Here is a 12,839-nt window from a genome sequence, read left to right as displayed (position 1 = left end):
ACGGCGGTCCGTGGTTCAGTAATGCGATTTACTAAACCGGACAATCTGTACACGCGCCGAATCTCGACTGTCAAACGTTTTATTGATCCGTCCCTAGACAGTAAGAACAAGTAACAAAGAGGCTGTGAGGACCTGCAAAAAACTGGATCAACTCGGCGTAACGGGTGCGTGACGGTTACGGAAGGGGTACCAGGGACTGTAACGTTGTATTTACAGGGAGAAGAGCGCTGGGAAACCGTATTCTCTGTATGTAGCAGCGTAGCTCTCTCAATAAAAAGTTACTGAACTGCTAATAGTCATAGCGTTAGGTATGGATTTCTGTATTTGCTGTAAAAATCCCCGCTGAGAAGAAGATTTTAGAATTTTGCGGGAGCCCGAGGGGTGATGCGAGCTGCGGGAACGATGCCCACGCCCTGCAGAATGGAGTAGTAATGGTCGGCGGCTAGACCAGTAATCGTTTCCTTTTCGCCATCGGACCACGTGATGACAATCTTGTCTGCCCGGGTGTGCCTGCCGAGGCCGAAGTAGAGCCGTAAGTCGTTCTGGGAGAGATAGCTACCGCCGCTGCGGACCTCCTGCACCTGGGAGAGATCGCCGGCGATGACCTGCACGCGGGCATTGAGGGCAAGCAGGTTGCCTTGGGCCGGAGAGCCGGCAAGCTGGAGGCTGATCCAGTGGTTCTTCGGGTTTGGATCGATGCGCAGGATCATCGGGCCGCCGACGAGGTTCTCGATGACCAGCTCCTGATGGCCGTCATGAAAGAGATCGCCCACGGCGAGGCCGCGGCTGACCTGCGGAATCTGGATGGCTGGCCCCACTAACTTGCTGGCATTGAAGAATTTGCCGTTTCCCTCGTTGAGGAAGAGCAGTTTCGATTCTTTGTAATGGGTGCCGACCGCTTTGGAGTCCACCTGGGGGTAGACGTGGCCGTTGACGAGGAAGAGATCGGGCCATCCATTGTTGTTGGCATCGACAAAGGCATCGCCCCAGCCGACATCGGGAGCGGTGGCCTGCACGAGGCCGGCCTGGGCCGAGACATCGGTGAAGTTGAAGTTGCCGTCGTTGCGGAAGAGCGTGGTGTATTCGCCGCTGAAATGGGTGATGGCAACGGAGAGGCGGCCGGTGTGGAGATAGTCGCCGAGAGCGATGCCCATGTTGGCCTGCTCGTATCCATCGCCGTTGAGGGCCAGGCCCGAGGCGTAGCCGATCTCCTTGAAGTGCCCGTGGCCGTCATTCTGGTAGAGGTAGTTGGGCTCGCCATCATTGGCGACGATGAGGTCGAGCTTGCCGTCGCCGTAGAAGTCTTCCCATACACCGGTCAGGCCGAAGTAGTCGTTGGGATCGCTGACGCCGGCCTCTTTTGAGACATCAGTGAAGGTGCCGTTGCCGTTGTTGCGGTAGAGATTGTCGGGCGAGCCGGGCAGGCCGCGCGGTCCGCACTGCACTGCGATGCCCTGGTACATGCAGGTGGGCCTGGAGCCGAGCGTGGGCAGATCGTGCAGGTCAAGATCGACGTAGTGGGGGACGAAGAGATCGTCCCAGCCGTCGTTGTTGTAGTCGCCGAAGGCCGCGCCGGTGGCCCATCCATGATCGGACGCGAGGCCGGCCTGCTTTGTGACATTGGTAAAGGTGCCGTTGCCGTTGTTGCGAAAGAGTTCGACCCCGCCGAAGCAGGTCACGAGCAGATCGGGCCATCCATCATTGTTGTAGTCGCCGACGGCCGCGCCCATGGCCCAGCAGGGATTGCCGAGACCGGACTGCTTTGTGACGTCGGTGAAGGTTCCGTTGCCGTTGTTGTGATACAGAGCGCTGTAGGCGGGCACGCCCTGCAGATACTGGGCAACGGTGGGCGCGTTGGTGAAATAGATGTCCGGGTAGCCGTCGCGGTCGTAATCGATCAAGGCAACGCCGCCGCTCATGGACTCAACGATGTAGCGCGCATCGGGCGAAGAGTTGTGGACGAAGTGAATGCCGGTGCTGGCGGTGATATCGACGAGCTTAGGGATGTAAGGATGGGCGGGCTGCGACTCGCCTTTAATCTGCGCCGCGGCCACCGCGGGAGTTTGCGCCGGAAGAGATTGCGGAAGAGCCAGCAGGAGCGCACAGCTCCACCACAAAAAGCACCACGCCAGCCGCCTGCTCACAATCGATGCACTCCGGGAAATATCGAGGAAAGATGGCCTCAGGGTAGCTGATGCGAGGGATAACTCGAAAGAGAAAGTGAGAAGAGGGCTTCAGAGCCTGAAAATGGACCGCTCGCGAGCGGTAGCGCAGAACAGCGGTCGTGTTCGTGGGGGTGGCTATGAGGGTGACCGTATTTCCGGTGATGATGGTCTTCGCGGAATTGGGTTGCGGGATCGAGCGGGGGAGACCTGGCGGGAGTGATTTGCGAGGGGAAGCTCCCCGGCTTTTGTCGGGGTGGTGGCGACAGCGATGACTCTGCCGAGTCAGGACCTGCTCGTCTCGAGTAATTTTCAGCAGGTGAAAGCCGCAGGCGTGCGCGAACGCCTGCCCGGCATGAGCCGGTCCGAATTCACAGAACACGCAGTGGAGCGGGCGGCGGAAACGCAGCGGGAAGGGGCATTCCGCTGTCTACCACACGATTGTTTATGGGGCTGTGATGCAGGGTGCGGCAGGAGGCGCGCATCCTACCTAGTATGAAACGCGAACTGCCTTGAGCCGCGGACCGCGAACCCTTTTGCCGAGGAGATACCGATGAGCAAGACAGCGACGAATGCCGAACCCACGCTGAAACCACAAGAATTGCAGCGCATGGATGCGTACTGGCGCGCGTGCAACTATCTGGCGGCAGGCATGATTTATCTGCGCGAAAATCCGCTGCTCAAAGAGCCACTGCGGCCGGAGCACATCAAGAATCGCCTGCTGGGCCACTGGGGATCGGACCCCGGTCAGAGCTTTGTGTGGGTGCATCTGAACCGGCTGATTCGCGAGCAGGACCTGAACATGATTTATATCTCGGGGCCGGGCCATGGCGCGCCCGCCACGCTGGCGAACTGCTATCTGGAAGGCACGTATTCAGAGATCTATCCCGACAAGAGCCACGACGTGGAAGGCATGCGGAAGTTCTTCCGGCAGTTTTCATTCCCGGGCGGCATCGGCAGCCATTGCACGCCTGAGACACCGGGATCGATTCATGAAGGCGGCGAGCTGGGCTACAGCCTTTCGCATGCCTTTGGCGCGGCGTTTGATCATCCTGACCTGATTGTGAACGTGGTGGTGGGTGACGGCGAGGCCGAGACCGGGCCCATGGCAACGTCGTGGCATGCGAACAAGTTTCTGAATCCGGCGCGGGATGGCGCGGTGCTGCCTATTTTGCACTTGAACGGTTACAAAATCGCGAACCCCACGATTCTGGCACGCATCTCGCATGAAGAGCTGGAGGCGCTGTTCACCGGATATGGATGGAAGCCCTATTTTGTGGAGGGCAGCGAGCCGGAGCAGATGCACCAGAAGATGGCCGCGACACTCGATTCCTGCGTGCGCGAGATCAAGGAGATTCAAGAGCAGGCGCGCGAGAGCGGGAAGTGGGAGCGGCCGCGGTGGCCGATGATTGTGCTGCGTTCGCCGAAGGGATGGACCGGCCCGAAGGAAGTGGATGGGCACAAGGTGGAGGACTTCTGGCGCGCGCACCAGGTGCCAATTCTGGGCGTCAAGGAAAACCCCGAACACCTGAAGATGCTGGAAGCGTGGATGCGCAGCTATGAGCCGGAGAAGCTCTTTGACGAGAGCGGACGGCTGGTGGCCGAGTTGCAGGAACTTGCGCCGAAGGGCGACCGGCGCATGAGCGCGAATCCGCACACGAATGGCGGCAAGCTGCGCAAGCCGCTCGACCTGCCGGCATTCTGTGATTTTGCGCTGAAGTTTCAGCGGCCCGGCGAGATGTATGCCAGCTCGACGGAGACGCTGGGCACCTACCTGGCGGAAGTGTTTCGCCGGAACCCAGAGAGCTTTCGGCTGTTTGGGCCCGATGAGACGGCCTCAAACAAGTTGAGCGGCGTGTATGAAGCCACCAAGAAAACATGGGAGGCCGGGTACAAGCCCGAAGATGCCGATGGTGGCGAGCTGGCGGCGGATGGCCGCGTGATGGAGATGCTGAGCGAGCACACGCTCGAAGGCTGGCTGGAAGGCTATCTGTTAACAGGGCGGCACGGGTTTTTTGCGACATACGAAGCCTTTGTGCATGTGATTGACTCGATGTTTAACCAGCATGCGAAATGGCTGGAGAAATCGAAGAAGGAGATTCGCTGGCGCGCGCCCATCTCGTCACTGAATTTGCTGATTACATCCGTGGTGTGGCGGCAGGATCATAACGGATTCACACACCAGGACCCGGGCTTTCTGGACATTGTGGCGAACAAGAGCGCGGAGGTCACGCGCATTTATCTGCCGCCCGATGCAAACTGCCTGTTGAGCGTGGCGGACCACTGCCTGAAGAGCACCGATTACGTAAACGTGATTGTGGCCGACAAGCAGCCGCACCTGCAGTTTTTGAGCGCCGATGAAGCCATCAAGCATTGCACCAAAGGCATCGGCATCTGGGAGTGGGCGAGCACAGACAAGGGCTGCGAACCGGATGTGGTGATCGCCAGCGCGGGTGACATTGCCACGATGGAAGCACTGGCCGCCGCAGCGCTGCTGCGCGAGCATTTCCCCAAGCTGAAGATCCGTTTTGTGAACGTGGTGGATCTGTTCCGGCTGGTGCCGGAGGATGAGCACCCGCACGGGCTGCCGGAGCGGGACTATGATTCGCTGTTTCCTCCGGATACGCCGGTGATCTTCAACTTCCACGGATATCCGCAGCTCATTCACCGGCTCACCTACCAGCGCAACAACCACCACAACCTGCATGTGCATGGATATCGCGAGCGCGGCAACATCAATACACCTCTGGAGTTGGCCATCATGAACAAGGTGGACCGCTTCCATCTGGCGATGAATGCGATTGACCGCGTGCCGGGGTTGCGTGCAATTGGGGGCCATGCAAAGAACTGGCTCTTTGACCAGGTGACCGAGCATGTGATGTATGCGCATGAGCATGGCATTGATCCGGAGGCGATCAACGAATGGACATGGCCCGAGTGAGCGGCAGATCACCCCAGCGACCTGGACCTGTCGCCGGGGGCCCCGGTGCAAACGGGCCGCTGGTGCTGGCAATCAACAGCGGCTCCTCCTCTTTGAAGGTGGGCGTTTATTGTTACCGTGACGGTGACGTATTCGCTTTGTTGAGCGGATCAGTAAGCGGAGTAGGCCGCACAGATGGACGGCTGAAGCTCGAAGATGCCGAGGGCAAGGAGCTGCTGAACCGGCAGTACACGCTGCCGTCGCAGCGTGAAGCACTGGGCGAGATGATGCGCGCGCTGGCGGTGACGGCTCCTGGCGAAGTTGCCGCCGTGGGGCATCGCGTGGTGCATGGAGGGCCGCACCTGACCGAGCACCAGCGCATTACGCAAGAAGTGGTGGAGACGCTGCGCGAATCTGTGCATTTTGCTCCGCTGCACATTCCGCCTGCGCTCGCCCTGATTGAGGCCACGGAAGAGCTGCTGCCAGGCGTGCCGCAGTTTGCGTGCTTTGATACGGCGTTTCACGCGACGATTCCGGCGGTGGCTCATCACTATGCTGTGCCCGAGCGGTTTTATGAGCAGGGGCTGCGGCGGTATGGATTTCACGGGCTGTCATACGAGTCGATTCTGCACCGGCTGCGCGCGGAGAATGGCGGTGAAGTGCCGAAGCGTATCGTCTGCGCGCATCTGGGCTCAGGCGCGAGCCTGGCTGCGGTGCTGGAAGGCAAGTCAGTGGATACCTCAATGGGACTCACGCCGCTGGGAGGCGTGCCGATGTCGTCGCGGCCCGGCGATCTGGACCCCGGCGTGGTGCTTTATCTGCTGCGGGCCGGGCAGTTCACGGCCGATGCACTCGAAGAGGTGCTGAATCATCAGTCGGGCCTGTATGCACTCTCAGGCGGAGAGACCGCGATGCAGGCGCTGGTGGAGGCGCGCGCGCAGGGTGGTCCGCGTGCGACGCTGGCCGTGGAAGCCTTTGCGATGAGCGTGCGGAAGTTTATTGGCGCGTATGCTGCGGTGCTGGGCGGCGTGGACCTGCTGATCTTCAGCGGCGGCATTGGCGAGCACAGCGCGGAAGTGCGCGGGCTTTGCTGTGAAGGGCTGGAGATGCTGGGAATTCACACGAATGATGCCGAAGGCGGCAGCGGGAAAGTGCGCGTGATGCAGGCTGAGGAAGAGATGCAGATTGCGCGGCACTGCTTCCGGCTGGCGAATTTATCAGAAGAGGTTTCGACGGCGAAAGAACACGCCGCGCCTTAGGAGACAGGCGTCTCGGAAAGCGGATCGATCTCGTCTTCCTGTGTGGTCAGCGATGGTGCAGGCGGGCGCAGGCTCCAGTAGAGCGCGCAACCGAAGAGCACGGCGACCAGCAGAATGGCCGCGAGGGTGGATGGTGGCATGTCTGTGAGCCCCTGTTCGCTTGAGCGTGGCAGTTGCCGGGTACACCGAGCCTGCAGAAATGAGCAGCTGCCTTGAGATGGTGCGAATATCGCAACCAATCATCGCACAAATAGGCTCTGGACGCAGGTCCACCCTTTTTAGCGCCTCAAAAAAGCAGGCAGGCTGCGTGGCGAGCACTCTCAGCCTTCGACCGGCTCCACAAAAAACATTTCGTTGGTGGGGCGAAATCCATTGGCCGCGTAGAGCGCCCGGCCCTCGGCGGTGGAGTGCAGCGAGACGACGCGAATCTTGCGGCGGCGTGCCTCGGCCAGCGCCAGCTCGATGAGGTTGCTGGCCAGCTTGCGGCGGCGGAAAGCCGGCTCCACATAGACGTTGAGCAGGTAGCCGCGCTGCGTAGAGACAGGATCGAGCGGGTGCGGCGGCCAGTCGAGCAGCAGAAGCCCAGCACTGGCGACGACGTGGCCTTCCTCTTCTGTGAGCCAGCCGATGTATTTGCCCTCTTCGATCATGCGCGCGACCCATGGCGTGTGCGCGTCGGCCATGCGGTCGAGCACGGCGTTGTCGGGCCGGCCGGCATCCACAAACATGCGGCGGCGATGATGGGTGATCTGTGCGGCGTCGTCAACGGTGGCGGAGCGCGTGGTCGGCATGGCAGAAGTATAGGCCGCGAGGATGGAGCGTGACGAGTGCCCGGCGATTACGATAACTGCATGGCGGCGCAATTGAGTCTGGACCGGAAGCCTCTGCGCGCAGGCATGCGCGTGGGCGTGGCCGTGTCCGGCGGCGCGGACTCCGTGGCGTTGCTGCGCGCTCTGCTGCCGGTGGCCCGGGAGATGGGGCTGGTGCTGCACGTGATGCATGTGGAGCACGGACTGCGCGGCGCCGAGAGCGAGGCCGATGCGGCCTTTGTGGCGGCTCTTGCGCAGGAGCATGAGCTGACATTGCACAGCACGCGCGTAGATACTGCGGCGCGGGTGCGCGAGCAGAAAGAAAGTGTGGAAGAAGCGGCGCGGCATCTGCGCTATGCGTACTTTCGTGAGCTGCTGGCCCAGGGCACGGTGGATGCCGTGGCGACGGCGCACACACGCGACGACCAGGCGGAGACAGTTGTGCTGAAGCTGTTGCGCGGCGCGTGGACCGAGGGCTTGAGCGGGATTCATCCCGTGGTGGCCTGCGAACGCGGGCAGATTGTGCGGCCTTTGCTGGGCGTTGGCCGCGCAGAGATTGAGGCGTATCTGCGCGAGCTGGGGCAGCCGTGGCGCGAAGACAGCACCAATGCAGACACGAAGTTTGCGCGCAATCGCGTGCGGCATGAGCTGCTGCCGGAGATGAAAAAGATGAATCCGAAAGTGGGCACACAACTCGGCCAGATGGCCGCGCTGGCGCGCGACGAAGAGGCGTACTGGCAGCAGGAGCTGGAGCGGCTGATGCCGCAACTGCTGTTGCCGGGCCGTGCAGTGCGCGGCGGTGGGCGCGCAGTTTCGACGCGTCCGGAAGAGGGCAGCCTCGGCATGGAGCAGGAGCGGCTGCGCGCCTTGCCGGTGGCCTTGCGGCGGCGCGTGCTGCGCGAAGCGGCGCGGCAGCTCGGCGCACATCTGGAGTTTGCCGATGTGGAGCGCGTGATGGCCATGCTGGAGCCGGAAGGCGCGCGCCGCGAGCAACTGACGGCGCAGTTGCGTGCCGAGCGAACTCCGCGTGAGCTGCGGCTGGTGCGCGAGCCGGTGGGCGCGGCAGCCAAAACCGCGCGGCTGCCGGCGGTGGAGATTCCGGTGCCCGGCGAGGTGGTGGCCGAAGCGTATGGCCTGCGCGTGGTGATGAAGCGGCTGCGCGAGGATGCGGGCGCGGTGAGTGCGGCCGTGTTGCGCACTCCGCAGGCCGGGGACCGCGTGCGAATGCGCTACACCGCGGGCAAAAAGCCGCTCAAGGAAGTGTTTGCACGGCTGAAGCTCGACGCGGCCCGCAAGCCGGCGTGGCCGCTGGTGGAATGGCAGGGCGAGATTGTGTGGATGCAGGATGTGGTGGTCGAGCCGGACCCGGGATTGCCCTTTGCGATCGAGGTGACGCAGCATCCCTAGAGGCTGAAATGCGAGCGTTGATGTACGGGCTGAAGCCCGTACCCTTTATAGGGCTTCCACTCGATACATTGCCTGAGAGCAGCCGGCCTTGCATCGGAATGGCCCCAGCGGATACGGTGGCGTCGAAGACGATATGGAACCTGTGACTCATCTGCTGACCGGCGCATGCCTCTCGCGCGCGGGCTTCAACCGCAAGACGGCCTATGCGACCGCAGCGCTGGTGCTGGCCGCCGAGGCGCCTGACATCGACATGCTGTGGGAGGTGCGCGGGCCGGTGGCTACCCTGCAGCACCATCGCGGCATCACGCACACGCTGGTGGCCGCGCCGTTCATGGCGCTGCTGGTGGTGGCCGTCTTCTGGCTGTGGCACCAGTGGCGCGGAAAGCCGGGGAAGGCCGGGCTGGCTCCGCGCTGGGGATGGTTGTGGCTGGGCGCATTCGTGGCAGACCTGAGCCATCTGCTGCTGGACTTCACGAATAACTATGGCCTGCGGCCGTTCTTCCCGTTTGACAAGCACTGGTATGCGTGGAGCATCGTCTCGATTTTTGATCCGTATATTTTTGCGGCGCTGCTGCTGGCCTTGCTGATTCCGGCGCTGCTGAAGCTCACCGATCAGGAGATCGGCGACCGGCGCAAGCGCTTTCGCGGGCGGGGATGGGCGTGGACGGCGCTGATTTTCATGCTGCTCTACTGGGCGGTGCGCAACGGCGAGCACGAGCACGCCCTGGCGCTGCTGAGGAACAACAACGACCTGCCGGTTCCGGTATCGCGCGTGGCGGCCGAGCCGCGGATGTTCGATCCGTTCGTATGGAAGGGGCTGCTGGAAACCAGCGCGGCGTACCGCACGGCGCAGGTGAAGACGCTCGATGACCAGATCACGATAGCGGACGCTCCGGTCTACAAGCCGGCCGAGACGCCGGTGCTGGAGGCGGCGAAGCAGTCGTACCTGGGGCGCGTGTATCTGGACTGGGCGAAGTGGCCGCTGGTGGAGGATATGGGCGAGGTGGCGATTCCGGGTGAGCCTGCGCCGCCGAAGGGGCAGGACTGGCATGCGGTGGAGTTTCGCGACCTGCGCTATACGAGCACGGCGGCGGCGCTGGGCCTGAATGAAGGCGCGGGCGCAGGGCGGCAGGCTCCGCTGAGCGGATGGGTGTATGTGGACGTAACGCACGGCATGCAGCCCGAGGTGGAAGCCATGTACATGGATGGCCGCGAGCAGAAATAGGGACAGAAGTAGCAGGGCGAGGCCGGTTTGCGGAGGGAAATACGCGGAATTTTGAGCGCGTGGAAGCGGGCTGGCTTGACCCTGAGCGGCTTTGACCGGGACAATAAGTGTTTATACGAGGCGAACAATGTCAGCATTTCTCTGGGTGATTGCCGCGGTCATGAGCCGCGTGATTCCACATCCGTGGTTCAGCTTTACGGCTGTGGGCGCGGGTCTGCTCTTTTTCGGCGCAAAGCGCTCGCTGCGCTGGATGTGGATTCCGGTGCTGGCGCTGGCCGCGACGGACTACTACCTGACGGTGTTTGCGTATAACTATGCCTTCCACGTGAACGACTACCTGGTGACGTGGGCTTGGTACGCAGCCGTGGTGGTGCTGGGCGCGCTGCTGCTCAGCAAGAAGGTCACCGCGCTGCGCGTGGGCTCGGGCGCGGTGCTGGCCTCGACGTCATTCTTTGCCGTGAGCAACTACGCGGTTTGGGTGGGTTCGGGGATGTATCCGCACACGCTGGCGGGCCTGATGACCTGCTTTGCCGCGGGACTGCCGTTCTATCGCAACGATCTGGCCTCGACGCTGGTGTTTTCAGCGCTCGCCTTCGGGCTGCCGGTGCTGGGCCGCAAGCTGGCCGAGATCCGTCACGCCGGACAGCACGCGGCGCTGTAACGCACTTCTGGTTTAGCAAGAAAGGCCACCTCTGAGGAGGTGGCCTTTCTACGTTTGGGCTTCGCTTTAGTTCCTGTGACCGGGGGCTTGTAGCTAAACCGGAGGATTGGCGATGGTCGAGCTTTCGTCATCATTCGACGGGGTTTCAAGGGGTGGTTCAGGTGGAATCGTGGTGGAGTTTTGTCGAACGGGAACGGATGGAGCGGGAATCCCGGGTCCGAACAGACGGACCCGGGGCACCCGGCTTTAGTTAGTTGAGGGGAAAATTCGGGAGGACCCGGATAAATACCCCGGATGAGGAAATAGATCGGGATCCGATGGAGAACTAACTTGCAGCTTCCACAGCCTCAAACTCTTCCCCGACCCATTCGGTGAAGGCCTGCATGCTTTGCTTGCGGCCCAGAAAGGCTTCGACAATCTGCTTGCCGGGCATGGAGCCGCCGGCCTCGAGGACCGTGTTGCGGTACCGCTGCGCCGTGGCCGGATCGAGCAGTTCAGTGCGCGGGAATTGGTCGAAGAAGTCGAGCGCGATCACCTTGTCATAGAGGTAGGTGTAGTAGTTCGACGAGTAGCCGACCAGGTGTGTGAAGCTCGCGTACATCTTGTTGCCGTCGAGCCACCGGTAGGGCAGGAAGCGGCGGTAGAGATCCTCAAGCAACTGGTCGGGGTCGAGCTCGGCCGGCGGAATGCGGTGCGTTTCGAGCGAGTAGGTGGTGTAGTAGATCTGCGTGCGCACCCAGTCGGCACGGCCAAAGGCTCCGGCGCGGTTCATGCGCTCCACCAGGGCGGCGGGGATGGGCTCGTTGGTCTGGTAGTGATGCGCGAAGCTGGCCAGCAGGGCCGGGTCGCGGAAGAACTCCTCCAATAGCTGCGAGGGCACTTCCACAAAGTCGCCTTCCGTGGCGATGCCGCTCTGGCCCGCCCACCGCTGGCGTCCCCCCAGAAGGGCGTGCATGAGATGGCCGAACTCGTGGAAGTAGGTCACGACGTCGGAGTACTGCAGAAGCGCGGGCGCGCCCGGCTTCGGCTCAGGGAAGTTGCAGATGAGCGCGGCCTCGGGCAACTGGCGGCCCGCGACGCCGGGAATGAGCGGGTGGGCGGAGAACCACTTATCCTTGCCCTCGCGGGGGTGCATGTCGAGGTAGAAGCGGCCGACAAGCTGGCCGGCTTCGTGGACCTCCCACGCGGTGACAGAGGGGTGCCAGACATCGGGTTGGGCGATGGGACGGAACTCGACGCGGAAGAGCTTCTCGGCTGTGGCGAGGACGCCCGCCTGCACGCGCTCATAGGGGAAGTAGGGCCGGACGGCCTGGGAGTCGAAGTCAAAGGCCGAGCGGCGGTACTGCTCGAGCCAATAGGCGCGGGAGGCAGCGTCGATCTGTTCAAGGCCGGGCTGCTGGCGGCGCGCGAAGTCCAGAATCATGGCGTATTCGCGTTCGGCACCCTCTTTGGTGGCGGCGGCCAGCTCATCGAGAAAGGCCTGCATGTTGGCGGCTGACTCCATCATCTGGTCCGCCGTGGCCAGGTCGGCCCAGGTCTCAAAGCCGAGCAGATTGGCGATTTCGCGGCGCGTGGTGAGCAGATCCAGCAAAATCTGGCGGTTCTGCGGATAGGCGCGTGTGTTGTAGGCCAACTGCATGCGGCGGCGCAGATCGCCTGAGCGGGCAAAGGTCATGACGGGCAGATAGTCAGGAAAGTCAGTGGTCAGAACGATTTTGCCCTTGTGCTCGCCCTCGGTGGCCGCAGGATGAGCGGCGAGAAAGTCCGGTGGCAGGCCGTCGAGCTCGGCGGCGTCTTCGACGATGACCAGATTGGCCGACTCCTGCACATTGCGGCCAAAGGTGAGTGCGGCGAGGGTCGCTTTCTCCTGCAGGGCCTGGAGCTGCTGGCGGGTGGCATCGTCCTTGTCCACGCCCGAGAGGCGGTACTGGAGCAGGGTGCGCTCAAGGTAATGGCGCGTGGCGGCATCAAGCCCGTCGAGCGGAATGGCGGCCAGCGCCTCATACACCTGGCGATTGAGGCCGAGCAGAACGCCGACCTGAGCAATTTTTTGCGAGAGCTCCTGCGCCTTGTCGCGGATGGCCTTGTCTGGATACACGCTGTCGAGCAGGCCCACCTGCGAGCCGGTGAGGCCCAGCTCGGCCACGGCCTCATCGTAGGCACGCAGCGAGTTTTCAGGCGTGCGCGGCCCTTCGACCGCCAACAGGCGGTCAATGGCCCCCTGATAGGCGGCCAGGCGCGCGGCGACCCATTCATCGAGCGCGTGGGGGGTGAGCGCGGGCTGGCCAGAAGCGTTGCCGGACGGGCGGCCGGACGGGTTCCAGGGATGGGTGCTTTGGGGGTGGGTACTTTGGTTTTCGGCAGCAGTCATACTATTTACTTCCTCAAATCATTGA

General features: G+C 62.5%; 9 protein-coding genes. 5 read left to right on the top strand and 4 right to left on the bottom strand.

All coding sequences use genetic code 11. The annotated features are described in order from the left end of the window. Nucleotides 1-356 precede the first annotated feature (356 nt). A complete protein-coding gene (locus ACP_RS10645) occupies nt 357-2,144 on the bottom strand; it encodes a CRTAC1 family protein (RefSeq protein ID WP_015897332.1) in 1,788 nt (595 codons plus the stop codon). Between the two features lie 571 nt (nt 2,145-2,715). On the opposite strand from ACP_RS10645, the gene ACP_RS10640 reads away from it, so the two are divergent. Together ACP_RS10640 and ACP_RS10635 are read left to right on the top strand one after the other, a co-directional pair. Beyond that, the gene (locus ACP_RS10640; protein ID WP_015897331.1) at nt 2,716-5,103 is read left to right on the top strand and encodes a phosphoketolase family protein; all 2,388 of its coding nucleotides are present in this window, start codon (nt 2,716-2,718) and stop codon (nt 5,101-5,103) included. Next, nucleotides 5,100-6,341, top strand: a complete 1,242-nt coding sequence (locus ACP_RS10635; RefSeq protein WP_238525701.1) for an acetate/propionate family kinase — start codon at nt 5,100-5,102, stop codon at nt 6,339-6,341. Before ACP_RS10640 ends, ACP_RS10635 begins: the two co-directional genes overlap by 4 nt. On the opposite strand, the gene ACP_RS18335 is transcribed toward ACP_RS10635, so the two are convergent. Both ACP_RS18335 and ACP_RS10630 read right to left on the bottom strand, forming a co-directional pair. Next, nucleotides 6,338-6,481 carry a hypothetical protein gene (locus ACP_RS18335; RefSeq protein ID WP_169305966.1) on the bottom strand — a complete coding sequence of 48 codons (144 nt, stop codon included), beginning with the start codon at nt 6,479-6,481 and terminating at the stop codon, nt 6,338-6,340. The two genes, ACP_RS10635 and ACP_RS18335, sit on opposite strands and share 4 nt — an antisense overlap. A 180-nt stretch (nt 6,482-6,661) precedes the next feature. Continuing rightward, nucleotides 6,662-7,132 carry a GNAT family N-acetyltransferase gene (locus tag ACP_RS10630; protein WP_015897328.1) on the bottom strand — a complete coding sequence of 157 codons (471 nt, stop codon included), beginning with the start codon at nt 7,130-7,132 and terminating at the stop codon, nt 6,662-6,664. 36 nt (nt 7,133-7,168) lie between these two features. On the opposite strand from ACP_RS10630, the gene tilS reads away from it, so the two are divergent. The 3 genes from tilS (at nt 7,169) to ACP_RS10615 (ending at nt 10,443) form a co-directional block, all read left to right on the top strand. Continuing rightward, entirely contained in the window at nt 7,169-8,557 is a 1,389-nt protein-coding gene (gene tilS, locus ACP_RS10625; RefSeq protein WP_238525534.1) for a tRNA lysidine(34) synthetase TilS, read from the top strand. A gap of 133 nt (nt 8,558-8,690) precedes the next feature. After that, a complete protein-coding gene (locus tag ACP_RS10620; RefSeq protein ID WP_015897327.1) occupies nt 8,691-9,782 on the top strand; it encodes a metal-dependent hydrolase in 1,092 nt (363 codons plus the stop codon). A 127-nt stretch (nt 9,783-9,909) separates the two neighbouring features. After that, a complete protein-coding gene (locus ACP_RS10615) occupies nt 9,910-10,443 on the top strand; it encodes a DUF6580 family putative transport protein (protein WP_015897326.1) in 534 nt (177 codons plus the stop codon). Between the two features lie 325 nt (nt 10,444-10,768). On the opposite strand, the gene ACP_RS10610 is transcribed toward ACP_RS10615, so the two are convergent. Continuing rightward, nucleotides 10,769-12,814, bottom strand: coding sequence for a M3 family metallopeptidase (locus tag ACP_RS10610; RefSeq protein WP_015897325.1), 2,046 nt, complete (start codon nt 12,812-12,814; stop codon nt 10,769-10,771). Nucleotides 12,815-12,839 lie beyond the last annotated feature (25 nt).

The sequence above is a fragment of the Acidobacterium capsulatum ATCC 51196 genome (assembly GCF_000022565.1).
Classification (GTDB): Bacteria; Acidobacteriota; Terriglobia; order Terriglobales; family Acidobacteriaceae; genus Acidobacterium; species Acidobacterium capsulatum.
Note: the sequence above shows the minus strand (reverse complement) of the source record. Positions and strands in the feature narration are given on the sequence as shown.

Bases quoted from the DNA above. Each gene is read 5' to 3' on its own strand.
- ACP_RS18335 (WP_169305966.1), bottom strand. From the start codon at position 6,481: ATGCCACCATCCACCCTCGCGGCCATTCTGCTGGTCGCCGTGCTCTTC.
- ACP_RS10640 (WP_015897331.1), top strand. From the start codon at position 2,716: ATGAGCAAGACAGCGACGAATGCCGAACCCACGCTGAAACCACAAGAA.
- ACP_RS10620 (WP_015897327.1), top strand. From the start codon at position 8,691: ATGGAACCTGTGACTCATCTGCTGACCGGCGCATGCCTCTCGCGCGCG.
- ACP_RS10610 (WP_015897325.1), bottom strand. From the start codon at position 12,814: ATGACTGCTGCCGAAAACCAAAGTACCCACCCCCAAAGCACCCATCCC.
- ACP_RS10615 (WP_015897326.1), top strand. From the start codon at position 9,910: ATGTCAGCATTTCTCTGGGTGATTGCCGCGGTCATGAGCCGCGTGATT.
- ACP_RS10630 (WP_015897328.1), bottom strand. From the start codon at position 7,132: ATGCCGACCACGCGCTCCGCCACCGTTGACGACGCCGCACAGATCACC.